Consider the following 25,813-nt stretch of genomic DNA (forward strand, 5'->3'; position numbering starts at 1 on the left):
GCATCTATTCAGGCAGGGACCATGACCCGAATTCTGGCAATCGAAGACGATGCCATCACTGCAAAGGAAATCGTGACCGAACTCAGCAGCCACGGGCTGGAAGTGGACTGGGTCGACAACGGCCGTGACGGCCTGGCGCGTGCAGTGAGTGGCGATTATGACCTTATTACTCTGGACCGCATGTTGCCGGAGATGGATGGTCTGACCATCGTCACCCACTTGCGCGCCCAGGGCATTTCCACGCCAATCCTGATGATCAGCGCCCTCTCCGACGTGGACGAGCGCGTTCGCGGCCTGCGTGCCGGAGGGGATGACTATCTGCCAAAACCCTTCGCGTCGGATGAGATGGCCGCACGCGTCGAGGTGTTGTTGCGACGCAGCAACCCGGTCAGCGCCGCCAAGACGGTCTTGCAGGTTGCCGACCTGGAACTGAACCTGATCACTCGGGAAGCGTGTCGCGGCGGCGAGCCGCTGATCCTGCTGCCCACCGAATTCAAGCTGCTTGAGTTTCTGATGCGCAACAGCGGACAGATCATCACCCGAATGATGATTTTTCAGGAAGTCTGGGGCTATCACTTCGATCCGGGCACCAACCTGATCGACGTTCACATCGGCCGTTTGCGCAAGAAGATCGACCAACCCGGCACCGCACAGCTCATTCAGACCGTGCGAGGATCCGGCTATGTCATTGCCGAACCCGTCTGACGGCTGGCGATCATCCACAAGTCGATTACTGGCGCTGTACAGCTCGCTGTTCGTAGCCTGGAGCGTGATTCTGCTTGGCGTCCTGTACTGGGAAGTGACGTCCTATCTGGACACACTCGCCCGCCAGTCGCTTACCCATCGCCAGCAACTGTTTTCACGCTTCGAGGGCCAGGGTCTGGTGGACGCCCTGGCCACCAGCATGACCTTCGATACCCGCTCGGTGGATGCCTACGGTCTGTTCGACGAGAACTTCGGCCCGGTTGCCGGGCCTATCACCAGCGTCCCGAAAAACCTGCCTATCGACGGCCAGATTCATGTACTGAACGATTGCATCGAATCGGACGATCCAGGCATGCCGCAAGGCAGTTGCGATGCGATCGTCAACCGCACCTCGGACGGCCGCTGGCTGGTGCTGGTTCGCGAGAACGGCTCGCTGTTTGCGGTAAGCACGCTGATCCTGCATGCCTTGCTGTGGGGCATCTCGCTGACCATTATTCCCGGTGTTGCCGGCTGGCACTTGCTACGCCGTCGGCCGTTGCGACGCATCCGTGCGATCCAGGCCAGCGCCGAATCGATCATCGCCGGCGACATGGCCGGCCGTCTGCCGGTCTCCAACAGGCGCGATGAGCTAGACATGCTGGCGGTGATCGTCAACGCCATGCTGGACCGCATCGAAAAACTCATGAACGAGGTCAAGGGCGTCTGCGACAACATCGCCCATGACCTGCGCACACCGCTGACGCGCTTACGTGCGCAGCTTTACCGTATTCAACAGCAGTCAGCCCACGATTCGACCCATGCCACGCAGATTGCCCAGGTCATCAGCGAAGCTGACACGCTGATGGCACGCTTTCGTGGACTGCTGCGCATCTCCGAGCTGGAAGACCGCCAGCGGCGCTCGGCATTCGTTGAAGTGGAACTGCGTCCACTGCTGCAGGAGCTGCATGACTTCTATCTGCCACTGGCCGAAGAAGACCAGATCACCCTGATACTCGACCTGCATGAAACGTTACCCACCCTGGTAGGCGACCGCGCCCTGCTGTTCGAGGCACTGACCAATCTGCTAGGCAACGCAATCAAGTTCACCCCCGGCGGCGGAATCGTCAAAGTCAGCGCCTACCCTGCCGCAGGCGGCACCACGCCGTGCATCGAGGTACAGGATTCCGGGCCTGGCATCCCCGTCGCCGAGCGCGCCGCTGTCTTCCAGCGCTTCTATCGCAGTGAGGCTGGCACCGAGCAAAGCGGCTTCGGCCTCGGTCTCTCGGTAGTGGCCGCAATCGTCAATCTGCACGGTTTTACACTGCAAATAGGCACCAGCGAATACGGCGGCGCAAGCTTGCTGCTGGAATGCCGCACAGTGAATACGCTGGCCTGAGATTCAGGCACCTTCCAAGCCCTTGATTGCACGATCGTGCCTGCTTTTTGACGAGATTAATGCGTCTGGCTCAAGGGTTTCAGCGATTTCGATATTAATCTGGCGCGTTCTGCCAAGCGTAAATTTGTAACTAGATGTTGCAAATTTGCACGCGGCTTGACCGTTTCAGCACTGACAAGTTCTTCCCAATAAATACGCTTTTCAGGCTCGATACGGCGTTTTTCCCCGATTAAATCCTTCTCTTGTGCAAAAGATGATGGCCAAACGCCAAGGTGAATTGTGAGCGACTAGACATTTTTATGACGTCAGTGACTTGTCGCAATGCTGGCACTGCGTTATCTATGTCCGGGCAAACACAGTTTCTGCGGTAACGTTTCCGCTGCACCCAGAATAATAACTCACCGGATTTCGCCACTTATCAGGCGAGGCTTTGGCATGGCTGCCGAAGCAGAGAACGCTGCATTAATTGCTGGATAAAATTTTAGCTGGGAGGCTGTTATGGGCGCACAATCGAAGATTCTAACCATCGGTAAGTACAAGGTTTACGCCGAGACTTACTGGAAAGGCAGCGACGCCAAGACCATTCTGCTGGTCAACGGTGCACTGTCGACCACTGGCTCATTCGGGCAGACGGTCAAGTACTTGCAACCGCACTACAACCTGGTGCTGTTCGATCTGCCGTTTTCAGGACAATCCCGAGCGCATAACCCGGACGACATGATTGTCAGCAAGGAAGATGAAGTAAACATTCTCCTGCAACTGATTGATCTCTATCAGGTAAACCACCTGCTGTCAGTCTCATGGGGCGGTGTCTCGGCCCTGCTGGCCCTCTCCGAATGCCCTCCATCCGTGGAAAAGGCCATCATCAGCTCGTTCTCGCCGGTCCTCAACGAGGCCATGCTCGACTATATCGATAACGCCCAGATCTACCTCGCCGCCCGCGAAAAACGCAAGATCGGCTCACTGCTCAACGACACCGTGGGCAAGTACCTGCCGCGCCTGTTCAAACTCTATAACTACAAGCACCTGATCAGCCTTGCCGAGCATGAATATCGCCAGATCGACTTTCACATCAGCCAGATTCGCCAACTAAGCGCCAGCAATTACGTCGAGCGTTTTTCCTCGATCAACATTCCGGTGCTGTTCATCAACGGTGAAAAAGATGAATACACCACTGTTGAAGATGCCCGCATGTTTTCCAACTACATCGCCAAAAGCAGTTTCAACGTAGTTCCGGACACCGGGCACTTTCTGGACCTGGAAAGCAAGGCGGCATGGCACCATTCGCAAAGAACCGCACTGACATTTCTGGGCACTGAAGCTACCCAAGAGGTATGGCCCAGCGTCACCGCGATGGCCTGAAGCTCGCTCGCCTGGCCCGGGAAGCCCTTGCGCTTTTCCGGCCTGACGCTGTGACTCATGGATGATGTTGGCTTCTCTGATCGGGCAGTGCTATTCGTTGATGACTTTTCCCTTTGCAACGCTCCGGCGTTCGTGCTGCCGTGTTTCCGGAAATATCCGGCCGTTGCACTCCCTGTACACTCAGCCCGGCGTGGTGCTGGGGTTCATCTCGCTACTCTCGCTCAGCGCTTGCTCTGCAGGAAAACCCGCAGAAAAGGCGCTGGTGCGAGTCGTCGCGCAACCGGTTGCCCTACTGAACGTTGCCAGCAGTGTGACGCTGACGGGCGATATTCAGGCACGCAAGGTGACCGAGCAATCGTTTCGCGTCTCCGGCAAGCTGATCAAGCGCTATGTGGATGTCGGGGATCGAGTGCGGGTCGGACAGGTTCTGGCCAGACTCGACGCACGCGAGCAAAACACCGAACTGGCGTCAGCCCGTGCCGAAGTCGCCGTACGACAGTCGCGACTGTACCTCGCCGAACAGAACTACCAGCGTCAGCAAGTGCTGCTGCCCAAGGGCTATACCAACCTCAGCGAATACCAGAAGGCCCGCTCCGGGCTCGACAGTGCGCGGGGGGATCTGGCCGCGCTGCAGGCACAGCTGGCCAACGCGCGTGATCAGGTCGGTTACACCGAGCTGTTCGCCGCAGCCGATGGCGTCGTGACGGCGCGCTATGCCGAAGAAGGTCAGGTGGTTCAGGCCGCCACTGCGATTTTCAGCGTCGCTCACAATGGCGAGCGCGAAGCGGTGTTTTCCGCGTACGAATCGCTGCTGCGCGCCGATCAGACCGGTGCTGCAGTGACTGTCAGCCCCTTGGGCCAGCCGGAGATGCAGCTGACCGGCATCATCAGGGAAATCACCCCTATCGTCTCCGCCGCGAACGGCACGTTGCGAGTGCGCGTTGCTCTGCAGGGTGCCGCTGCGTCGCTCGCACTGGGCTCCGTGGTCAGCGCTCGCTTGCAGACGCAGTCGCAATCGGCGTTCGCCCTGCCCTGGTCCGCCTTGAGCCGTACACAAGGAGAACCGGCAGTCTGGCGGGTGGACGCTCAGGCCAAGGTCAGGCTGACGCCTGTGAAAGTGCTGCGTTACGAACAGGGCCAGGTCATCGTTTCAGAGGGCTTGTCCGAAGGTGATCGGGTGGTTTCCCGGGGGCTGCAGTTTCTCTACCCGGGACAACGGGTAGAGGTCGCAGGGCAAGCGCAAGCCGAACAAAGCGTCTCGCTGGCGTCATCGGGAGCTGCGCAATGAGCACCTCGTGCGTAGAACCACGAACGAGATCCCGCTGCTGGCTGATCTGCATTCTGATCGTGGCACTGCCGGGCTGCCGCGACAAACCGCTTCGCGAGGTTGTCGAACGCCCGGTGCTGTTCACCGAAATAGTCGATCAGCGCAGCGCCTCTTATGGCCGCTTCGCCGGCGTCATCCAGCCGCAGTATGAAGTGGCATTGGGGTTTCGTGTCGCCGGGCGACTGGCAACCCGGCACGCGGAGATCGGCGATCAAGTGCGCAAGGGCGATCTGCTCGCCACCCTGGAACCCGGCGACCAGCAACACCGTTTGCACTCCCGCCAGGCCGAACTCGGCAAAGCCCAATCCGCCTGGCAACAGGCACGCGATGAGTTGACGCGCTACCAGCAACTCTATGAGCGCGGTATCGGCTCGCGGGCGCGAATGGATCAACTGGACAGCGACCTGCGCACTCAGGACGCGCTGCGCAATCAGGCACGCGTCGCCGTGCAGCAGGCCACTGATCACGTGTCCTACACACGCTTGTCAGCCGAGTTCGATGGCCTGATTACTGGATGGCAAGCCGAGGTCGGCCAGGTCATGGCGACCGGTCAGGCAGTGGTCAACCTTGCGCGCCCGGACAGCCGTGAAGCGCTCGTCGACTTGCCACTCGGTTCGCTGAATGAGAGGCACCGCATCAGAGTGATTTCGCAACTGAACGAACAGCTTTCAGTGGCCGCGAATGTCCGCCAGCTTGCACCGCAAATCAATGCCGAGACCCGCACTCAGCGCGTCCGCCTGGCCTTGCAGAATCCTCCGGACAGCTTTCGCCTGGGCTCGACCGTCACCGTAGAGATCAGTGGCGACGCACCGGCGTTTCATGACCTGCCCGGCAGCGCAGTGCTGCAGCGTGACGGCACGTCTCAGGTGTGGGTGATCGACCCGACGACATCGACACTGGTCCCGCGCGCGGTGCAGGTACTGGCGCGATCGGGGTCAACGGTAAGGGTCAGCGGCGCGCTGCACAAGGGCGAAAAAGTAGTGACTGCCGGCGTCAACGGCATGCAGTCCGGTCAGAAGGTCCGTGTGCAGCGAGAGGTCAGTTTGTGAAGGAGCGCTTCAATCTGTCGGCCTGGGGGCTCAGGCATCGCACACTGGTCTGGTACATGATGTTCGTTTCATTGTTGATGGGCAGTTGGTCATTCCTGAATCTGGGGCGTGAAGAAGACCCTTCATTCGCCATCAAGACCATGGTCATTCAGGCGCGTTGGCCGGGTGCAACGCTGCCCGACACCCTGCAGCAGGTGACTGATCGGCTGGAAAAGAAGCTCGAAGAAATCGACGCGCTGGATTACGTAAAAAGCTACACGCTGGCTGGCGAATCGACGCTTTTCGTCTTCCTCAAGAGTGAAACCCGAAGCGCCGACATCCCTGCGGCCTGGTATCAGGTGCGCAAGAAGATCAGCGATGTGCGCAGTGAGTTGCCCAGTGGCATCCAGGGCCCTGCGTTCAACGACGAGTTTGGCGATGTGTTCGGCAGCATCTATGCGTTCACCGCCGACGGCCTGTCTTTCCGCCAACTGCGTGATTACGTCGAGCAAGTGCGCGCCGACATCCGCAGCGTGCCTAATCTGGGCAAGATCGAGTTGCTCGGCGCCCAGCGCGAAGTCATTTATCTGAATTTCTCGATCCGCAAGCTCGCAGCGCTGGGCATTGATCAGCGCCAGGTGCTGCAAAGCCTGCAAGCGCAAAACTCGGTCACGCCTGCCGGGGTGATGGAGGCCGGTCCCGAACGCATTGCGGTGCGGGCCAGCGGGCAGTTCAGCAATGAACAAGACCTCGAGGCGGTCAATCTGCGCTTCGGCGACCGGTTCTTTCGCCTCAGCGATCTGGCGACCATCGAGCGCCGTTATGCCGATCCGCCCTCCTCACTGTTCCGCTTCAATGGGCAGCCAGCCATTGGCCTTGCGGTGGCCATGAAGCAAGGTGGCAACATCCAGGCATTCGGCAACCAGTTGCAGCAACGCATCGACGATCTGACCACTGAATTGCCGTTGGGCATCGACGTGCACCTGGTTTCCAGTCAGGCCGATGTGGTCGAAAAAGCCATCGGCGGCTTCACCCATGCACTCTTTGAAGCGATCCTGATTGTGCTGGTCGTCAGCTTCATCAGCCTCGGCATTCGTGCCGGTCTGGTGGTGGCCTGTTCGATCCCGCTGGTGCTGGCGCTGGTCTTCGTGTTCATGGAGTACAGCGGCATCACCATGCAACGTATCTCGCTGGGCGCATTGATTATCGCTCTGGGGCTGTTGGTGGATGACGCAATGATCACCGTCGAGATGATGGTCACCCGCCTTGAAAGCGGCGATTCGTTACCGCAGGCCGCCACTTTCGCGTACACCTCGACCGCGTTCCCGATGCTGACCGGCACATTGGTGACGGTCGCCGGTTTCGTGCCCATCGGCCTGAACTCCAGTTCCGCAGGCGAATACGTGTTCACCATGTTCGCCGTCATTGCCGTGGCGTTGCTGCTGTCCTGGCTGGTGGCGGTACTGTTCGCGCCACTGATTGGCGTGCACATCCTCAAGGCGTCGGCGCAACACGCCGCGCCGGGGCGCTGGATGCGTGGTTTCAGCCGCCTGCTGGTCAAGGCACTCGAGCACCGCGGGTGGGTCATAGGCATCACGTTGCTGATGTTCATCGGGTCGCTGTTTGCAGGCACGTTGCTGCAGAACCAGTTCTTCCCGGACTCCGACCGGCCGGAAATTCTGGTGGATATCTACATGCCGCAAAACGGCTCCATCGAAGGTACCCGCCAAACCATGGACCGCTTTGAAGCAGCGCTCAAAGGGGATGCCGATGTGCTGCGCTGGAGCTCTTACGTGGGCAAGGGCGCGGTGCGTTTTTACCTGCCGCTGGATCAGCAATTGAGCAATCCGTTCTACGGACAGCTGGTGATCGTCAGCCAGGGTGGCGAAGCGCGTGACCGGCTGATCGAACGCTTGCGTCAGCGCTTTCGCGACGATTACGTCGGCGTGGGTGGCTACGTTCAGCCGCTGAACATGGGGCCGCCGGTGGGCTGGCCGGTGCAATACCGGGTCAGCGGGCCGGACATCGAACAGGTGCGCAGCCAGGCCATGGCGCTGGCGGCGATTCTCGATGCCAACCCCAATATCGGTCAGGTCATCTATGACTGGAACGAACCGGGCAAGGTGCTGAAGATCGACATCGCGCAGGACAAGGTGCGCCAGTTCGGTCTGTCCTCCGAGGACGTGGCGCAAATCCTCAACAGCCTGGTCAGCGGCACCACCATCACTCAGGTGCGTGACAGCACCTATCTGATCGACCTGGTCGGACGCGCCGACAGCGACGAACGCAGCTCGGTGCAGACCCTCGCCAACCTGCAGATCCCGACACCAGGCGGTGCGAGCGTACCGCTGCTGGCGTTCGCCACACTCAGTTACGAGCAGGAACAGCCACTGGTCTGGCGCCGCGACAGGCTGCCGACCATCACCCTGAAAGCCAATGTGCTCGGCACCTTGCAGCCGGCAGCGCTGGTCAGGCAATTGAAGCCCGACGTCGATGCCTTCAGCGCCCGCCTGCCGTTACGCTACTCGGTCGCCACCGGCGGCGCAGTCGAGGCCAGCGCGCGCTCACAGGGTCCGATCCTGAAGGTTGTGCCGTTGATGCTGCTGTTGGTGGTCAGCTTTTTGATGATCCAGTTGCACAGCGTGAAAAAACTGCTGCTGGTGGTCAGCGTGGTGCCGCTGGGCCTGATCGGCGTGGTCGCAGCCTTGTTGATTTCCGGCTATCCGCTGGGGTTCGTGGCGATTCTGGGCGTGCTGGCGCTGATCGGCATCATCATCCGCAACTCGGTGATTCTGGTCACGCAGATCGATGAATTCATTGCCGCCGGGGAAAGCGCCTGGACATCAGTGGTCAAGGCCACCGAACATCGCTGCCGACCGATTATGCTCACCGCAGCGGCCGCAAGCCTGGGCATGATCCCGATTGCCCGCGAGGTGTTCTGGGGGCCGATGGCCATTGCGATGATCGGCGGCATCGCCATCGCCACCCTGCTGACCCTGTTTTTCCTGCCGGCGCTGTATATGGTCAGCTATCGGATCAGGCCACCTGCTGTTTAGCAGGTCAGATTTCCACCGGCAGGAAATCGAACAGCGCCTGCGGGGCTTCGACCAACATAATGCGCTTGAGCGGGTCCGGGCATTCGAGCGCGACGAACTGCTCGATCACATGGGTATAGCTGACCACGTGCTCATGCTGGGTGTGCGGCCAGTCGCTGCCCCATACCAGTCGTCGCGGGCCAAAGCTTTGCAGCAGCAACGGCCATGCGGCGCGAGCAAACGTCGCGTTCTGCTCGACACTGCCGCCCAGACGATAGATCGCCGAAATCTTCATCCACATCTGCCCGCTCAGGCCCAACTCCAGCAGGGCCTGGAGCGCCGGATCATCAACACCAAGGCGCGCATCGGGCCGCCCGAAATGGTCAATCACCAGCTTGCAACCGAACGGCAGCAACTGCCGGATCAGCCCCGGCAGGTCAGCGATCTCGCGGTGCAGTTCGACATGCCAGCCGAGCGTCCAGACGTGTTTGAACAGTGTCTTCCATTCCGGCGCAGCGAAGTCCGGCAGCGGCTTGCCGATCAGGTTCAGGCGGATGCCGACGATGCCCAGCCCGGCCATGCGCTGCAACGCACCGCGACTTATGTCCGTGTCGACCACCGCCACGCCACGCAAGCGGTCCGGAGCCTGCGCCAGGGCATTGAGCAGAAACCGGTTATCAGTGCCTAGAAAACTGGGCTGGATCAAAACACCGTGGCTCAGGCCATGTTCGCTCAGGTTGGCCAGATAGGCCTGCACCGTTGCGTCGTAGTCCGGGCTGTAACGCCGTCCTGACGCCAGGCTCAAATCCTTGCTGAAGACATGTGCGTGGGCATCGATGCCCAGTATTGGCGTGGTACAGGAATCAGTCATGGGTTCGTCTATAAGAAGTCAGCGCGGCGCCGCAACACCGCGAATGAAAGGTTTTCAAGCCCGCTGCGCTGCGCCCTTGTCCAGTGGTTTGGCAACCGGCAGCGTAGCCTCGAGGTTGCGTCCACGGGTTTCCGGCAGACAGAAAGCGGCGATCATTGCCACGCCGTAGGCGATGCCGGCGTCGATTCCGATGGCGCTGCCGAGCGACATTGACTGGCTCATATGCCCCACCAGAAACGGGAACACCGCCGACAGCACGCGCCCGAAGTTGTAGCAGAAGCCCACCCCGGCACCCCGCACCTCTGCCGGATAAAGCTCGTTGAAAAACGAGCCGAGGCTGGCCGGAATGCCGGCAGCGAAGAAGCCCAGCGGAAAGCCGAGAAACAGCATCTGTGTGTTGCTCAACGGCAGCATCAGGTAACACTGCACGGTGACCACGCAGCACAAGGCGAACAGCATGATGTTCTTGCGTCGACCAATGCGGTCGATCAACAGACCGCTGCACACGCAACCGCACCAGAACGCAACGATAATGACCGCCAGATAGCCGCCGGAACTGAGCACGGACAGGTTGCGCTCGGTTTTGAGAAAGGTCGGCAACCAGGTCATGACTGCGTGATAACCGCCGTGCGCACCGAGCCCCAGCAAGCCACCGAGCAAGGTAACGCGCAGCAGCTCGGGGCGAAAAATCCCGGCCATCGACTTGAAGAAGTTGACCTTCGGCGCGGCGCTTTTCTGCCTGCGCAGGAAGCTCTCCGGTTCTTCGACATTGCGTCGCACCCAGATGATCATCAGGGCAGGCAGCAGGCCGACAAAGAACATCACCCGCCAGGCAATATCCTCCGGCACAAACGAATAAATCAGAGTAAACAGCACCACTGCCAGGCCCCAGCCGACGGCCCACGCACCTTGCACGGTAGCCATGACCTTGCCGCGGTAGCGGGACTGAATCGTCTCGGCCATCAGCACCGCGCCTGCTGCCCACTCACCACCGATGCCAAAGCCCTGCAGCGCCTTGACGATCAGCAACTGGTTGAAACCGGTCACGAACGCAGACAAAAAGGTAAAGAAGGAAAACCACAGAATCATCCACTGCAGCGTGCGCACCCGGCCATAGCGGTCGGACAGCGTTCCGCCCACCCAGCCACCCAACGCCGACGTTACCAGCGTCACCGCGCTGATCAGCCCGGCATCGCCCTTGGTCAGGGCAAACGCAGCAATCAGGGCCGGAATGGCCAGACCGAACATCTGCACTTCCAGAGCGTCCAGCGACCAGCCGCCAAAACAGGCCCAGAAGGTCTTGCGCTCTTTGGGAGTGACATCGCGATACCAGTTGAACATGGCGTTTATCCTGATGGGCGTTGCACGGCTCGGGCAGACTGCAGCGCTGTCAGCGAATGTCCACGCTGTAGCGGAAATGGCTGGCATGCCCTCGCGAACGACGCCATTCCAGTGGTTCACCTGCGTAATTACGCGCCACACGCTCGATGACCACCACCGCACTGCCGACCGGAATCTGCAGCAACCGGCCGTACACGTCGTTGACCGTCTCGGCCGTCAGGCTTTCTTGCGCACAGGCGACCACCTGACCGCAGACGTCTTCGTAGATCGGATAAAGCAGTGGCCCCTGCGTATCGAGGTCAAGCTCCAGCAATGCCTGAAACCGCGCACGTGGCAGCCAGATTTCTTCGGCCAGCACCGGCTGGCCATCCAGCAACCGCAAGCGGACCATACGAATCACCGGCGCACCTGAGCCCATCCCCAGCGCCTGAGCGACCGACGACGGCGCATCCACAGGCTCGACGGACAAGATCCGGCTTTCCGGCACCCGGCGTTCACCCGCTTCGGTTTGAAAACGGAAAAAACGAAACAGCGAGGACTGAAACTGCGCGCGACGAATGAACGTGCCACGCCCCTGCTGGCGCTCCAGAATGTTGTCGCTGACCAGCAGATCAATGGCCTTGCGCACCGTACCGGTGGACAGGCCATACTCTGCAGACAACGCCGCTTCGGTAGGAATCGCCTCACCCGGACGCCAGCGATTATTGGCAATCTGCTCCGCCAGGCTGTCGCGCAGGCGTTGATAAAGCGGTAGGCGTTCGTCGCTGGAAAGCTTGTTCATTGTTTTATTCATCCAGTCATCTATATGAATTTCTGAAAAGAGTATTCATCCGTGGCAAGCGAAGGTCAATAGTTCGCGAGCGTGCGTGACTATACCGACACATCGCTGCGCTTCGCTGATCATCATTCCCGGAAATATCCTGTATCAACTCGCCGCACCTACTTAATGACCGATAAAACCGTTAGCCTGCGCTGCATCGATCAAAAACCGTCTGACAGACACGCGTCCAGCGTCTGACAGTCCATGCTCAAGCGAGACTTTCATGCCCCACTCGTCCCAATCCGCGCATAACGCTGTGACCATGACCCCGGCCATGGTCATGCTGTTTGCCTTCTGCTGTGGCGCGATCGTCGCCAACATCTACTACGCCCAGCCGATCATCGAGCTGATTGCGCCGGACATCGGGCTGTCGAGCACGGCGGCCAGTCTGATCGTTTCATTGACGCAGATCGGTTATGCGCTGGGGCTGTTTTTTCTGGTGCCACTGGGCGATTTGCTGGAGAACCGCAGGCTGATGCTGGTGACGACTGTCGTCGCGATTCTCAGCCTGCTGGGTGCCGCCTTCTCCGAGCAGCCGAATGTGTTTTTGCTGGTCTCGTTGCTGGTGGGCTTCAGTTCAGTATCGGTGCAGATGCTCATTCCGTTGGCGGCGCATCTGGCTCCGGAGGAGTCGCGTGGGCGGGTCGTTGGCGGGATCATGGGCGGACTGCTGCTGGGGATTCTGCTGGCGCGGCCGATTGCCAGTCTGGTGGCCGACCATTTCGGCTGGCGGGCGGTGTTCGGCTCGGCGGCTGTGGTCATGATCGGCATCAGCGTGGTACTGGCGACTACCATGCCAAAACGCCTCCCGGATCATCGTGCGTCCTACGGCCAGTTGCTGTTCTCGCTATGGACTCTCCTTCGTACCCAGCCGGTGCTGCGCCAGCGTGCCTTTTATCAGGCCTGCATGTTCGCGACCTTCAGCCTGTTCTGGACCGCCGTGCCGCTGGAGCTGTCGCGCAACCACGGGCTGTCGCAAAGCCAGATCGCGATCTTCGCCCTGATCGGCGCGATCGGTGCCATTGCGGCGCCCATCAGCGGCCGCCTGGCAGACGCTGGCTACACCCGCATCGCATCACTGGGCGCACTGCTGTTCGGCGCACTCAGCTTTCTTCCAGGCCTGGTTCATCCAGCGTACAGCGTGATTGGCCTGGCCATAACCGGCGTGGTGCTGGATTTCTGTGTGCAGACCAGCATGGTCCTGGGCCAGCGCACGGTCTACGCGCTGGATGCCGCCAGCCGCAGCCGGCTCAACGCGCTGTACATGACCAGTATTTTCATCGGTGGCGCCATTGGCTCGGCAGTCGCCAGCCCGCTGTTTGATCACGGTGGCTGGACCTGGGTGCTGATCGCTGGCACGGCACTCCCACTGATTGCATTGCTGGCGCTGCTCAGGGACCGATCCAGGCAGAATGCGTAAACCCTGCACTTTGTAACTGAATTGCAGGATAATGCCGCGGCGATGGCATAGCCCATCGCCCTTCTGGCTCTCTCTCGCACCTAAAGGCTCGCGTATCCGGCACCTCTGGATCTGCGCGATTGAACACGGATTGTACAGACGCCTCATCCCAAGGCCCCGAATCCGTCGATACTGCTTTTCAAGCGCATCGGCACGCACTTGCGCAACCCGAACAAGGCATAACAGCAATGGACGCAGCACCACGAACAAGCAAGATTTCCGCGATTTTCGCCAAGATATCGCTCGGCATCAGCGGTATGATCGGGGCTATCTGGAGCATCTTCACCTACCTTTTCCCGGACCCGGCCGTTCTTGGCCTCAGTATTGACTTCATAAACTGGAAGACACTGGTCATTATCGTCGGCACCGGCATGGTGATAAGCGGGCTGTACATCGCAATCATGGCCAGAAAGCTTCCATCGCCGCTCAAGCTCGGCGTCTGGCTGGCACTGTCACTGTTTCTCTGCGCGGTGTTCTTCAAACTGGGCGGCGAATACGCTAAACCTTCGGTCGATTTCGCCCGCGCTCAGACACTGTTCACCGAGAACGAAAGCGCCAACCTGTTCGGCAAGCGCTCCGAGACCGTCGACAACGTAAGTATGGAGTTGCTGGGTTGTGACCAGAACGGCCAGTCGCCTACCTGCATGCTGGAGCTGATCAATAAAAGTGCCGATCGCGACTTCAGGTTTCTCAACCCGATCAGCCTGTTCGAAGAAACCGGCGGCGCGCTGGGGCTTTCGCAACTGCGTGTCGGCGATGCAAAGTTCGATCGCTGGGACAGCTTCCAGTTGATCCGCAACGTGCCTACCCGCGTGACACTGATCTTTGAAGCGACCAAGGGCCGTGTGAAGCAGTCACCTGCCTTGAAGCTGACCTTCCGCGATCGCGAGAACAAGGACAACGTGCTCAAGTTCAACGAGGTCAAGGTCAACTAGTTGACCGAAGATTGTGCGTCGCCCCTCGGACGACGCACGTATTCACTGGCGGTTTGACTGTTTCAACCAGGCCGCCAGATCCATCACTTCAGCCTCGTTGATGCTGTGCCCCATGCCTTCATACGCATGCAACTGCGGCGTCAGACCGAGCGATTTCAGCGTCGCTTCGGCTTGCGGAGCGCTGGCATAGGCCACCTGGCGATCCTGCGTGCCGTGACCGATGAATACGCTCAGTGCCTTGAGGTCTTCGGAGGCCTTGACCTCGGACTTCAAGACCGGCAACAGCCGTCCGCTCAATGCCGCAAAACCGCCGACCAGTTTTGGCTGTCGCAGGGCGACTTCGTAACTCATCATGGCGCCCTGGCTGAAACCGATCAGGAAGACCTTGCCTGGCTGGGTATGAAACTTCTCAGTGGCTTTGCCGATGAACGCAGCCAACCGGGTACCGCTGCTTTTCAGGTCTTCAGTCACACCGTCGTAATCCGCGACGCCGGGCTTCTGGGTGAACCATTTGTAGCTGTCAGCGCGCAACTCCATCGGCGCCTGTACCGACACGTAGTTGTAGTCGGCCGGAAGCTCTTCCTTGAGCCCGAACAGGTCGGCCGCATTGCTGCCGTAACCGTGGATGAAAATCACCAGCGGCTGGTCAGGCTTGTCGACATTGGTCTGCGCCAGGTAATCAAGTGGCAGATCGGTGTGCAAGGTGTCCTGGGCCTGTGCCATTGCGGTGAAGGCAAACAGCAAGGCAGCTAAGAATTTCAGCATGTTCATCACCTCTGTTTGACGCTGCCAACGGGCAGCGTCGTGAGTGGGCGTGGTAGCAGAAACCAGCACAGTGTCAGTTCTGCATGCTGGTCCGCGAAACTTCCGGCTTGATCAGCTGCATCTGCTGACGGTAATCATCCGTCACCTGACGCGCCTGGCTGCTGCTGGTAATGACCCGCGGCGTGATCAGCACGATCAGTTCGGTACGGTTCTTGGACTTGCTGGTATTGCCGAACAGCCATCTCAAGCCAGGGATGCGTCCCAGATAAGGTACGGCACTGACCGACTCGGCGTTATCCTGCTTGATCAAACCGCCCAGCAGTACGGTCTGACCACTCTGCGCAGCCACCTGCGTGGCAACCGAGCGGGTGGAGATACGCGGATTGCCGTTGGCGTCGTTGCCAGTGGTATCGGTGTCAGCACTGCTGACCTGCTGCTGAATGTCCATATACACCAGCCCGCCCGGGTTGATGCGCGGCACGACGTCGAGAATCACGCCGGTCTGCACATATTCGACGCTGCTTAATGTAGTGTCGGTGGAAGAGTTGGTGTTGATCGAGGTCTGGCTGATCGGGATATTGTCGCCAACCTGAATCTGCGCCTGCTGGTTGTTCATCACCACCAGCGACGGTGCCGACAGGACCTGGGTGCGGCCGTTGGTTTCCAGCGCCCGCAAGGCGACTTGCAGGTTGTTGCTGACGAAGGAGTAGAAGAACGCGTCAGTAGAGGCCAGCGCCGCCCCGCCAGTACCAATCGCGCCCTGACTGCCTGAGGTGTTGGTGACGTTGCCGGTCGTACCCGAGTTGCCCGCCAGACGCCCGAGGTACCACTGCACGCCCATATCCAGCTCGCCCGTGAGCTGGACTTCCAGAATGCGCGTCTCGATCTGCACTTGCAGCGGCGGATTATCGAGGCGCTTGATGGCCGACTCGATCTCCTTCCACTGCGCCGGGCGGGTGCGCACCAGTAACTGGTTGCTGCTCTTCTGCGCAGTGATGCGCGTGCTGGCGTCCAGAGACTTGTTGTTGCCGCCAGACCCGCTGCCGTCCTGGCTGGCCGAATCCGAATCGCCGCTGCTCTGATCGTCACCTTCCGATTCGCTGTCGCCATTGGTCTGGCTGTTGTTCATGCCCTGACTGTTGCCAAAACCTCCGCCATTGCTCAGGCCGCTGCCGGTACCGCCCAGCCCGTTGGAGCTGCTCATGCCGCCCACACCGCTGCCGCCACTGGAGTTGAGCGATGACAAGGTGGTGGTGCGCAGGCCCGGTGCAACCTTGGCCGCAGCGTCTTCCTTGATGGCGCCGGTGCCGTAAATCTGCCGCAGGTATTTGGCCAGATCGGTGGCCTTCATGTTGCGCACGTCATACACGTACATCTGCGGCTCGTTACCACCACCTTCATCGATGGTGTGAATCCACTCGCCGACCTCGTGCAGGTATTCAGGCTGCGAGGAAATCGCCACCACCGAGTTGGTCCGCTCGATCGGCAGGAAACGCACCATGCCCGCCAGCGGCATACCGCTTTCCGGGCCGAACATTTTCTGCAGCTCGGGCATCAGTTCGCCGACCGAAGCGCGCTGCAGGCCGAAGACTCCGACCGACATACCTTTGAGCCAGTCCACATCGAAGGTGTCGATGGTGTCCTGATAGTTGGCCAGCTCTTCGGGCGTACCCGCCAGGCTGAGCACGTTGCGCGCCGGGTCGACCAGCAGGAAAGCGTTTTCGCGAGCGAACGGCTTGAGCAGCTTCTGCATCTCGGTCGCCGAGATGTAGCGCAGCGGGAACAGCCGCGCCGACATGCCCGCCGAAGGTTGCGCAACGCGCATTTCCGGGACCAGCTTGCCCGCCACCGCCTGGTTCGACGGCAGGATCACGTAGCGGTTGCCCTGCTTGATCATCGCGTTGTCGGTCCAGGACAGCAGCGTCTCGAGAATCGACAGCGCCTGTTGCTTGTTGACCGGCTTGGACGTCGAGAAGCTCACATCGCCCTTCACACCCTGGGCAATGCTGTAATTCTCGTGCAGCAGATCGCCCATGATGCTGTTGATCACCGCCTGAATCGGCTGATTGGTGAAGTTGAAGACGATGTCACCGGTCTCGGCCTGACGCGCTGCGGGAGCAGCGGCGGGCTGACGGATGAAACGCTGGTTGCCTTTGATGATCTGCCGCTGCGGCGAGCTGGTCGTCTGTTGGGAAGGTGGCTCGACGGGCGGTCTTTCGCTGCGCGGGTCTACCGGCGGGCGTTGTGAACCGGTTCCCTGGAGCGCTTCCTGCAGCATGCCATTGTCGGGATCGAGTGTGTCTGACTGTGACGCGCAGCCGCCAAGGGCGACGGCGGTGGCCAGGCAAAGCAAGGGTGTGCGCAAGGTAGCGATGGCAGGAACTCCAGAAAAGGTACCCATCACAGGGTGGAATCGTTGGTTAAGGTAATCGGCGGTGTATTCGACGGCGGCGGCAGACGCAGCGCGGGCAGGCGCAGGACTTGCGTGCGGTCATCGAGTTTGAACGTGGCCTGAGTGGGCTCCAGACGGTCCAGCGTCCAGCCGTTGGGCAAGCGATCGCCCTGACGGACTTTCAATGCCGGACCGCTGGCCTGCTTGAGCAATGCCACACGCAGCGAGCCGTCCATGATCACCCCGGTCAGGGTCAGGCCAGCCAGATTGGTGGCTTGCGCATCGGCTTTGCGAACGGCCACGTCAGGGCTGCGATCAGGACTGAACAGCGGGGTTTTCCAGGTATTGGCGAGGCTGTCGAGTGTCGCCGACGGCGCGCTGTGGACCTGCGCCCTCTGATCGACCGGGTTGCGCGGCGCCTGCTCGGGCAGCCAGTCCGGTGAATGCGCAGCGCCGCTGAAGACCAGTGCGATCAAGGCTGCCAGCACTGCGGCGAAAGCCAGCAGTGCCCACTCCAGCGGACGCAGTGAACCGATCATTGCTCGCCCTCCCCGGCACTGGCCGGTTGCAGGTAGCCGCGCACCAGCAGGTGCACCACCAGTTTGCCGGCAGCACCGCTGGCCGGAGCGTTGGCGTCGCGACGCATACTCATCTCGTCAATGAACAGAAACGGGCGCTGATACTCCAGCGCATGCAGGATGGCAGTCAGTGGTTCGATGGCGCAGTTCAGGGTCAGGCTGACCTTGACCTGCCGATACGGCTCGGCACTGTCCTGCTCCGGGGTGATCGGCATGCGCTGGGTCAACTCGCAGCCGCCGCCGGTGCTGGCCTGACTGCTGATCAGGTCGGCAATGCGCTGCATCAGATCAGCAGCCACGGCACTGGGATCTTCGCCCGGCAGCAGGCTGGTGCTGCTGGCCGGATCACGGCGGGCCTGCTCCAGTTGCTCGCGCAACGAATCACCCTGCTGCAAAAGGCCAGCGTAGCGCTGCTGCTGTTCGCGCAACTGGTCGGTCTGCTCGTTGATGTCGCGCAGCGGCCCGGCGAACCAGCTGTCGATCAACAACCAGTAAGCCAGGCACAGCACCAGGGCCAGAATCATCAGGGCAGCGCCCCGCCGCTCACGGCTTGTCAGTGGACGGCGCATCGGCGTTCTCCTGCTGCTGGTTCTGGTGCAAATGCGCGCGCAGGGAATACTGATCCTTGCCGGTTTTGGTGTCGGGCTGGATCACCCCCTGAAACTGCGCATTATCCAGACTTCGGCAGTCCTTGACGCGGCCGATCAGCGCACTGGCCTTGGCGCTCTGCCCGGAAAAGGCCACCTCGGCACTGTCGCTGATTTCCAGATGCTCGATCCAGGTGTCCGAAGGCAGGCAGGCGGTCAGTTCGCTGAGCAGCGCCGAGAGCGGCGGCTGCGCAGCCTTACGGCGCAGCAGGTAATTGGCGGCGCCCAAGGTGTTGGTCAATTGCTGGCGCAGTTGTTGGACCTCGCCAACCTGAGCCTTCTGCGCCTTGACGCTGGCCTGCATGTCCTCGAGCAGGCTCTGCCGATCGTTCAGCCACAGCAACATGGCGCTCAGCAGCAGACCGGCACACAGCCAGATCAGCCCGCGCTGCAAGCGATGGCCGGAGCGCGATTGCTGCGGACGCAGTGGCATCGGCAGCAGATCAATCCCCATGCGCTGCCCTGCAGCCAGATTGTCAGCACCCACGTGAGTGCCCACATCGACAGCATCGGGACGCAAGCCACGCTCGGCGCACTCACTGAGTATCGCGTCCAGCCGCTCGCGCAGGATTGCCACCAGCGTGACCTGCACAAAGCTGGCGCTACGACTGTCCTGACGGGCGACGAAGTACAACTGGCCCGCGTCAAATGGCGTGAAACGATCCAGCTCGTAGCCGACCACGGTCGACAGATTGCGTGCCGCAGCCGCAGGAAGCTGCAAGGTCTGCAACAGCACAGCCGAGGGCGGCAGCAGCAACACCCGCCGCACCTGAGGCGATGCATCGGGCAGCGGCTCGACCAACGGCCAGACAAGCGTCTGCTCCACGGTCTCGCGGCCCAGCCATCGACGCACACGCGGCGGCAGGCAGGCGCGAAGCTCCGTCACCCACCACTGCCAGGCGTGTTGCGCCGGACTGCCACGCCACTGCCGGGCGACCTGTTCGCGTAACGCGTAAACAGGCGCCAGACGTGCAGAAACTGATGAATTCATTCTTGCCAACGCAACACCCTGTAGGGTTGTGCGCCTCCCTCCGATGGGCTCAATAAAACCGTGGTCTGTAACAGGGCGGTCACGCCACCCGGTCGTTCTGCGCGCGTGTCGATGGCCAGGACCTCACCGGGGTCGGCCCCGACCGCGCTCTGGTTCGGCAGGTTCAAGGCCCGACGCAGCAACGCCGAAGCGAACGCCGGGTCGGGCCGATCCAGACCGCTCCACAATGTTATTTCCGGCAACAACCGGGCATACAGCGCCTGGCTCATGCCCGCCAGCTGACGAACTTCCTCTACCACCCGCAGCGGTGACTGACCGCCATTGCGCTGCGACTCCAGCACCTGAGCAATACCGCTGGCCTGATTTTTAGCCGCGCCACAGGCCTGCAGCAGGCGCGATATATCAGCAACCGGCGCGCTGTTGAGGTCCAGCTTGCCGCGCTCGCTTCTGATGCTCACCAGCAGTTGCGTGTCATCCATACGCAACGAGACCACACGCCCGTCAGCAATCCAGCGTTTGCGCTGTGCAGGATCGAGCAAGCCCTGTACAGCCATATTCATGCCAGCTTCGGCCGCCATCAGCGCCTGGGTATTTTGCCGTAACCAGAGCGACTGCCGGCTCTCCAGTTGCACCCACCCGGCCAGCCCGCCGAGCAACAGGCTCAACAGTGCCAGCACCCAGAGCACCACCAGCAGCGCAACACCGCGCTGCGATCGGCCTGTCACGTTCATTCGCCGCCCGCCCCGCCGGACAGGTCCAGACGCAAGGCCACCACTTCAGAAACCCATTTCACCGCGCCATGGGTCTGCATATCGATGCGCACTGCACCCGGCAAGCGATTCGGCCAGGGCCATTCGGCCATCCAGCCGGTCGGCTTGCCCTTGGGCGTCAGCCCGCGATAACTGAACGTCAGCGACTCGACGTTTTGCAGCAATACCTGAGGCTCACCCCAGGGTTTCAGGGCAATGCCATTCGCACTGGACTGAACCTGAGCGAACGACACCTGCAAAGACCGATGCTCTTGCGGCCCCTTGAGCTCCAGGCTGTGAACCTGGATACCGCCGCCCAACTCGCCGGGCAGCGTTGCGACAAACCGCAACTGCTGCGCCGAGCCTTCAAAAAAACCACTGTTGACGTCATCTTCGCCAGACGTGTCCAGCGGCAGCGCCTGAGCGATCGAGCTGCGCAGAAACGCTTGCGCGGCGCGGATCTCGTCCAGGTTCACGGTGTAGCGCTCAGCCTTGAGCACCGCACGATTGGCGCCCAGCAACGCCCCGGCAACCAGCACCAGCAGCACGCCAAGCAGGCTGATCACCAGCAGCACTTCCAGCAGCGTGAAGCCACGCTGAGTGCCCCTCATGACCCCGCACCGCTGACAGCGCCGCGCAATTTAAACGTGCTGAACTGCGCCTTGCGCTGATGCTCACTGAGCATCAGGTCGAGGCGAAACATCCTCGCCTGACCATTGGCACCGGGCAGCTGACGGATATCCAGTGTCCAGTCGATGCCTGCGAGCTCTCCCTTTCGCGTACCGTTTTCCAGCGGACCGGCGCTTTCCTGATCCATTATCGTGCGTGCCGCATGGCTCAGCCGGTCACTGCGCGACACCTGCTGCAAGGAGCGCGCACTTTGCCCGAACGCCACCAGCAGAACACCGCTGCACACCGCCATGACGGTCAATGCAGCAAGCATTTCCAGCAGGGTGAACCCCGACTGCGATGTTTTCATTAAAGCGTCCGGACCTGGACGCTGCCGGTCAGCCAGCCAATATCAATACGCCAGCGTCGGTCGCCGTCAGCGACCACCACGTTGCCACCACTGGAGCCGCCGTCCGGGTAGAACTCCACAGCGGAACCAAGATCGGACGCCGTCTGCATGGTCACGCGCAGACTTTCCGGCCAGTGCATCTCGCGCTTGCCGGGCGCCTTGAAGGTCGCCTTGCGCAGGTTGAACTCGGTGCGCGCCGGCTGACCGGTGACAATCGCGCGCACTCTGGTGGCCCTTAGCGCTTCGACCATGTCGCCGACCGCGCGCCGTTCACTGGCGGTGCTCAAACCCTGTTGCAGACCGAAACCCACCAGACCGACGGCGATGCTCATCAACACCAGCACCACCAGCATTTCCATGAGGGTAAAACCCCGGCTTGCGACAGGCGTTCTCATGCCGAGCTTTACTCCCAGTTGCCCAGGTCGGCACTGTAGCCTTCGCCGCCCGGCTGACCGTCCTGGCCGTAGAAGATCAGGTCGAAGCTGCCGTGCTGACCAGGGAAGCGGTAGCCGAATGCATGGCCGAACGGATCCTTGAGGTCCGAAGGCTTGGCATAAGGGCCGTTCCAGTTCGACGCATTGCCCGGTTTCTCGGTCAATTGCTGCAAGGTCTTGGGTGGCGAACCAACGTCCAGCGCGTAGCTTTCAATCTTCATGCCCAGGCTGGCCAGTTGAGCCTTGCCTGCGCCGTACTTGCCCTTGTCGACGTTGCCGCCCACCTGACGCACGACGATGGTCGCAACGATGCCCAGCAGAACGATAACGGCGAGCATTTCCAGCAACGTGAAACCGCCCTGTCGACGAGCGGGTTTGAAACGTGTACGGCTAAAAGTCATCGGAATGGTTTCCTGTTTCATGAATTCAGATATTGCTGGTCAGGCTCATCAGCGGCAGCATGATGGCCAGCATGATCACCGCGACCATGCCCGCCATCACCACCGTCAGCGCCGGTACGAGCGCGGCCAGCATGCGGTCGATACCGCGCTTGGCCTCGACGTCGAACACATCGGCGACCTTCATCAGCATGGTATCCAGTTCGCCAGCCTGTTCGCCGACCTCGATCATTTGCAGCGCCAGATCCGGCAACAACGGCTGCGCGCCGAATGCGCTGGCCAGCGTACCGCCACCCTTGACCGACTCGGCCGCCTGCTCGACCTGCGCTTGCAGGGCACGATTGGTACAGACCTGGCGAGCGATCACCAGCGCCTGCAACAACGCCACTCCATTGGTCAAAAGCGTCCCGAGGGTTCGAGTCAGACGTGCTGCCTCGATGCGTTGCAATAAAGGACCGATCACCCGAATGCCCAGCAAGCGGCGATCACGGCGCTCGCGACGCTGCGGGTCGCGCATGCGAATGGCCATGCCCCAGATCAATGCGATCAGGCCCGCCAGCACCGCCAGCCCGTAGTCGCTCAAAAACTCTCCGAGGTTGAGAATGACCTCGGTGATCAACGGAATCGGCACGCCGAGATCCTTGAAGATCGGTACGAACTGCGGCACGACGTAGGCCAGCAACAGCGCCAGGGAACCCAACACGCCTACCACCAGGAAGGCCGGATAGATCAGCGCGTTGATCACCTCGCCACGCAGCAACTGGCTGCGCTCCAGGTAATCGCTCAGCTGGCGCAGCGTACTTTCCAGTGCACCACCGGCTTCACCGGCGCGGACCATGCTTATATAGAGGGGCGAAAACTGGCTGCCCTCTTCTTCAAGCGCCACGGACAGCGGCTTGCCAGCTTTTACCTGTTCGCGGATGCGCTCGATCAACGCCTTGGTCTGCGGTTGCCCAGGCTGTTTGAGCAGAATTCCAAGCGATCGTTCCAACGGTTGCCCTGCACCGAGCAACGTCGCAAGCTGCTGGGTAAAGCTGACCAGCGCCGCGCCATTGAGCAAGCCACTGCCCAGCGCACGGCGCAAACCGCCCAGACCGGCAGCATCGACCTGCAGGACCATCAGGCCACGCTTCTGCAACGCGGCAATGGCGGCGTCCTGATCTCGGGCCTCCAGCGTGCCATTCTGCGGCGCACCCTGAGCATCCAGCGCGCGGTACTTGAACAGACTCATGTGCCTTCACCACGGGTGACGCGCAGCACTTCTTCCAGCGAAGTCACCCCGGCCACGGCCTGACGCAGGCCTTCTTCATGCAGCGTGCGCAAACCGCCACGTCGGGCAGCCTCTTCCAGCGTCGAGGCGTCGGCGTGGCGCATCAAAAGGCTGCGCAGTTCTTCGTTCATCACCAGCAGTTCGGTGATCGCACTGCGCCCGCGATAGCCGCCGCCGGGTGCATCGGCACGCGGGCGATAGAGACGGATGGGCCGCTCGTCAGTGAAACGCTCCAGCCCGTGTTCAGCGATCAGCTCCGGTGGCGCATCGAAGGCTTCACGGGTTGCCGGGTCCAGGCGACGGACAAGGCGCTGAGCCAGAATCCCGTTGACCGTCGACGCGATCAGGTAGCTTTCGACGCCCATGTCCAGCAAGCGGGTAATACTCGCCGCCGCGCTGTTGGTGTGCAGCGTCGAGAGCACCAGGTGACCGGTCAACGAGGACTGGATGGCAATACGGCAGGTTTCCAGGTCACGCATCTCACCGATCATGATGACGTCCGGGTCCTGACGCACGATGGAGCGCAGCGCTCCGGCGAAATCCAGGCCGATGGATGGCTTGACCTGAATCTGGTTGATACCTTCGAGCTGATACTCGACCGGGTCTTCAACGGTGATGATCTTGCGCTCGGCCGTATTGAGCCGTGACAGCGCGGTATACAGCGTGGTGGTCTTGCCGGAACCGGTCGGCCCGGTGACCAGCAGAATGCCGTGCGGACGCTCCAGCACGTCGAGAAATTCGTCCAGCCGTTCGCCATCGAAACCCAGGCTCGGGAAATCGAAGTTGATGGTCTGTCGATCCAGCAGACGCATGACCACCGATTCGCCAAAGCTGGTGGGCACTGTCGATACCCGCAGGTCCAGCTCCTTGCCCTGGATGCGCAGCATGATCCGGCCATCCTGCGGCAGACGACGCTCGGCGATGTCCAGCCGCGCCATGATCTTCACCCGGGAAATCACCGCCGCCGAAGAGCTGGACGGCGGTGCTTCGGCTTCGTGCAACACCCCGTCGATGCGATAGCGCACCTTCAACTGGCTCTCGAAGGGCTCGATATGGATGTCGGACGCACGCTGTTCGACCGCGCGTTGCAGGATCAGGTTGACCAGACGAATGACCGGCGCTTCGGAGGCCAGGTCCTTGAGGTGCTCGATGTCTTCCAGCGAGCCGCCCTCCTCATCCAGGTTCTCGATCAGGGTGCCCATCGCCGAGCGGCCCTGCCCGTAGTAGCGCTCGATAAGGGTTTCGACCTCGTTGCGCGGGCCAATGGACAGTCGCACCGGCACCTCGCAGGCGTAGGCGATGGCCTGAAACGGGTACAGCGTGCCGGGGTTGGCGCTGAGCACTTGCAGGCCTTGATCGCTCCAGCCTACCGGCACGACTTGATAGTGGCGCATGAAGCGTTCGGTCAGCGGCGGCAAAGGATCCAGCAGTGGTGGTACGGCGTCGGCGAGCAACAACGGTGCCTGCAGCAATGCCGCCCATGCGCGGGCCAGTTCGAATTCGGAAACCAGGCCCAGACGCGTCAGCAGCCCGAGCAGCTCAGTGCCTTCCGACTCCTGCTGCAAGCGCTGCGCGCGCTCCAGATCGGCCGTTTTCAGACCGGCATTTTCGATCAGCCAGGCGCAAACCTGCTGGGCATCCGGAATGAGCAGACGGGAAACTTCGACGGGAGCTGACGGCATGAATGAGGGCATTTTGCTACTTCGGAGGGACATATTACAGCACTCTCCGACCGGAGAGTGCTGCGCTCAAAGGCTTCAAACGATCAGTTTGACTGCTTTTGAGGGGTTGCGTTCTGCGGGCGGCCGCCTTTTGTCGTTTCGGTCTTCTGGTTTTGCGCCTTCTGCGCTGCCTTGGCGTCCTGAGTCTGGGTCATCACGGTCTCGTCGCTGGCGCCGGAAGTTGCATCTGCATCCGTCGCGTCATCGGCAAAGGCTGCACCACTCAGGGCAAGACCTAACACCACACCGGCACTCATCATGGAAAATTTCATCGTAGTAACTCCTCAAAAAACAAAAAGAGCCCCGCAAAAAAGCGGGGCAGTTGTAGAAACCGGTCAAGCACTAGCGCACAGCATATGTCGCAACTTGCGAGCCGTCTTTCTTCATCCTGAAAAATCTTAAACCCATCGACCAGTAGGTTTAACAAGAGTTCCTCAGATGTAAAGAAAAATTACCAAATCAAAGAAAAATACGCTTTTATTTGACATTTATGCCTTGTTTTATACTTAATTGTATCGTTTTGTAGATTCAAAACGCCATCACATGATGCCAAGGTGATGGCTCTAGGCAAGTAAAAAAAGAAACGCCAAAC

At 60.8% G+C, this 25,813-nt stretch carries 24 protein-coding genes; 8 read left to right on the forward strand and 16 right to left on the reverse strand.

The window, feature by feature from the left end; all coding sequences use genetic code 11:
• Nucleotides 1-21 precede the first annotated feature (21 nt).
• The 6 genes from LIX91_RS20365 to LIX91_RS20390 all read left to right on the forward strand — a co-directional run bounded on the left by LIX91_RS20365 (nt 22) and on the right by LIX91_RS20390 (nt 8,853).
• Nucleotides 22-705, forward strand: a complete 684-nt coding sequence (locus LIX91_RS20365) for a response regulator transcription factor (RefSeq protein ID WP_003343378.1) — start codon at nt 22-24, stop codon at nt 703-705.
• On the forward strand, nt 683-2,080 hold the full coding sequence (locus tag LIX91_RS20370; RefSeq protein WP_003411536.1) for a sensor histidine kinase: 1,398 nt from the start codon (nt 683-685) through the stop codon (nt 2,078-2,080). The genes LIX91_RS20365 and LIX91_RS20370 overlap by 23 nt, the downstream gene beginning before the upstream one ends.
• Before the next feature lie 498 nt (nt 2,081-2,578).
• A complete protein-coding gene (locus tag LIX91_RS20375) occupies nt 2,579-3,442 on the forward strand; it encodes an alpha/beta fold hydrolase (protein WP_003417546.1) in 864 nt (287 codons plus the stop codon).
• Between the two features lie 64 nt (nt 3,443-3,506).
• On the forward strand, nt 3,507-4,730 hold the full coding sequence (locus LIX91_RS20380) for an efflux RND transporter periplasmic adaptor subunit (protein WP_226489063.1): 1,224 nt from the start codon (nt 3,507-3,509) through the stop codon (nt 4,728-4,730).
• Nucleotides 4,727-5,818, forward strand: a complete 1,092-nt coding sequence (locus LIX91_RS20385) for an efflux RND transporter periplasmic adaptor subunit (RefSeq protein ID WP_032702965.1) — start codon at nt 4,727-4,729, stop codon at nt 5,816-5,818. Before LIX91_RS20380 ends, LIX91_RS20385 begins: the two co-directional genes overlap by 4 nt.
• Nucleotides 5,815-8,853, forward strand: coding sequence for an efflux RND transporter permease subunit (locus tag LIX91_RS20390; RefSeq protein WP_003417552.1), 3,039 nt, complete (start codon nt 5,815-5,817; stop codon nt 8,851-8,853). Before LIX91_RS20385 ends, LIX91_RS20390 begins: the two co-directional genes overlap by 4 nt.
• Nucleotides 8,854-8,857: 4 nt before the next feature.
• On the opposite strand, the gene LIX91_RS20395 is transcribed toward LIX91_RS20390, so the two are convergent.
• From LIX91_RS20395 to LIX91_RS20405, 3 genes are read right to left on the reverse strand one after another with little or no spacing between them, the layout of a single operon-like run.
• Nucleotides 8,858-9,703, reverse strand: a complete 846-nt coding sequence (locus LIX91_RS20395) for an amidohydrolase family protein (protein WP_226489046.1) — start codon at nt 9,701-9,703, stop codon at nt 8,858-8,860.
• A gap of 54 nt (nt 9,704-9,757) precedes the next feature.
• Entirely contained in the window at nt 9,758-11,044 is a 1,287-nt protein-coding gene (locus LIX91_RS20400; protein WP_003417556.1) for an MFS transporter, read from the reverse strand.
• Between the two features lie 49 nt (nt 11,045-11,093).
• Nucleotides 11,094-11,825: a GntR family transcriptional regulator gene (locus LIX91_RS20405; RefSeq protein ID WP_003411553.1), complete on the reverse strand. Its 732-nt coding sequence runs from the start codon at nt 11,823-11,825 to the stop codon at nt 11,094-11,096.
• A 262-nt stretch (nt 11,826-12,087) separates the two neighbouring features.
• On the opposite strand from LIX91_RS20405, the gene LIX91_RS20410 reads away from it, so the two are divergent.
• Together LIX91_RS20410 and LIX91_RS20415 are read left to right on the forward strand one after the other, a co-directional pair.
• Nucleotides 12,088-13,284 carry an MFS transporter gene (locus LIX91_RS20410; protein ID WP_226489047.1) on the forward strand — a complete coding sequence of 399 codons (1,197 nt, stop codon included), beginning with the start codon at nt 12,088-12,090 and terminating at the stop codon, nt 13,282-13,284.
• A 227-nt stretch (nt 13,285-13,511) separates the two neighbouring features.
• On the forward strand, nt 13,512-14,258 hold the full coding sequence (locus LIX91_RS20415) for a hypothetical protein (RefSeq protein WP_003405003.1): 747 nt from the start codon (nt 13,512-13,514) through the stop codon (nt 14,256-14,258).
• A gap of 42 nt (nt 14,259-14,300) precedes the next feature.
• On the opposite strand, the gene LIX91_RS20420 is transcribed toward LIX91_RS20415, so the two are convergent.
• The 13 genes from LIX91_RS20420 to LIX91_RS20480 form a co-directional block, all read right to left on the reverse strand.
• Complete coding sequence (locus tag LIX91_RS20420; protein WP_226489048.1) at nt 14,301-15,023, reverse strand: alpha/beta hydrolase; 723 nt, start codon at nt 15,021-15,023, stop codon at nt 14,301-14,303.
• A 73-nt stretch (nt 15,024-15,096) separates the two neighbouring features.
• Entirely contained in the window at nt 15,097-17,424 is a 2,328-nt protein-coding gene (gspD, locus tag LIX91_RS20425) for a type II secretion system secretin GspD (protein ID WP_003405006.1), read from the reverse strand.
• Nucleotides 17,424-17,954: a general secretion pathway protein GspN gene (locus LIX91_RS20430; protein ID WP_003417561.1), complete on the reverse strand. Its 531-nt coding sequence runs from the start codon at nt 17,952-17,954 to the stop codon at nt 17,424-17,426. The genes gspD and LIX91_RS20430 overlap by 1 nt, the downstream gene beginning before the upstream one ends.
• The gene (gene gspM, locus LIX91_RS20435) at nt 17,951-18,562 is read right to left on the reverse strand and encodes a type II secretion system protein GspM (RefSeq protein WP_003343405.1); all 612 of its coding nucleotides are present in this window, start codon (nt 18,560-18,562) and stop codon (nt 17,951-17,953) included. The genes LIX91_RS20430 and gspM overlap by 4 nt, the downstream gene beginning before the upstream one ends.
• Nucleotides 18,537-19,631 (reverse strand): type II secretion system protein GspL, encoded by a 1,095-nt coding sequence (locus LIX91_RS20440; protein ID WP_099314496.1) that lies wholly within the window; start codon nt 19,629-19,631, stop codon nt 18,537-18,539. The genes gspM and LIX91_RS20440 overlap by 26 nt, the downstream gene beginning before the upstream one ends.
• Nucleotides 19,628-20,362 (reverse strand): general secretion pathway protein GspK, encoded by a 735-nt coding sequence (locus LIX91_RS20445; RefSeq protein ID WP_003411568.1) that lies wholly within the window; start codon nt 20,360-20,362, stop codon nt 19,628-19,630. The genes LIX91_RS20440 and LIX91_RS20445 overlap by 4 nt, the downstream gene beginning before the upstream one ends.
• On the reverse strand, nt 20,359-20,991 hold the full coding sequence (locus tag LIX91_RS20450) for a prepilin-type N-terminal cleavage/methylation domain-containing protein (RefSeq protein ID WP_003411570.1): 633 nt from the start codon (nt 20,989-20,991) through the stop codon (nt 20,359-20,361). Before LIX91_RS20450 ends, LIX91_RS20445 begins: the two co-directional genes overlap by 4 nt.
• The gene (locus LIX91_RS20455) at nt 20,988-21,359 is read right to left on the reverse strand and encodes a type II secretion system protein (protein ID WP_003343408.1); all 372 of its coding nucleotides are present in this window, start codon (nt 21,357-21,359) and stop codon (nt 20,988-20,990) included. The genes LIX91_RS20450 and LIX91_RS20455 overlap by 4 nt, the downstream gene beginning before the upstream one ends.
• Nucleotides 21,359-21,793 (reverse strand): prepilin-type N-terminal cleavage/methylation domain-containing protein, encoded by a 435-nt coding sequence (locus LIX91_RS20460; RefSeq protein WP_003411575.1) that lies wholly within the window; start codon nt 21,791-21,793, stop codon nt 21,359-21,361. The genes LIX91_RS20455 and LIX91_RS20460 overlap by 1 nt, the downstream gene beginning before the upstream one ends.
• 8 nt (nt 21,794-21,801) lie before the next feature.
• Nucleotides 21,802-22,233 (reverse strand): type II secretion system major pseudopilin GspG, encoded by a 432-nt coding sequence (gene gspG / locus LIX91_RS20465; protein WP_003317918.1) that lies wholly within the window; start codon nt 22,231-22,233, stop codon nt 21,802-21,804.
• Nucleotides 22,234-22,258: 25 nt separating this feature from the next.
• Nucleotides 22,259-23,461, reverse strand: coding sequence for a type II secretion system inner membrane protein GspF (gspF, locus tag LIX91_RS20470; protein ID WP_003417566.1), 1,203 nt, complete (start codon nt 23,459-23,461; stop codon nt 22,259-22,261).
• The gene (gspE, locus tag LIX91_RS20475) at nt 23,458-25,182 is read right to left on the reverse strand and encodes a type II secretion system ATPase GspE (RefSeq protein ID WP_003411582.1); all 1,725 of its coding nucleotides are present in this window, start codon (nt 25,180-25,182) and stop codon (nt 23,458-23,460) included. The genes gspF and gspE overlap by 4 nt, the downstream gene beginning before the upstream one ends.
• Nucleotides 25,183-25,265: 83 nt before the next feature.
• Nucleotides 25,266-25,493, reverse strand: coding sequence for a hypothetical protein (locus LIX91_RS20480; protein ID WP_017278752.1), 228 nt, complete (start codon nt 25,491-25,493; stop codon nt 25,266-25,268).
• Nucleotides 25,494-25,813: the final 320 nt, after the last annotated feature.

It is taken from the genome of Pseudomonas sp. B20, from assembly GCF_020515755.1.
In the GTDB taxonomy this organism is placed as follows: Bacteria; Pseudomonadota; Gammaproteobacteria; order Pseudomonadales; family Pseudomonadaceae; genus Aquipseudomonas; species Aquipseudomonas syringae.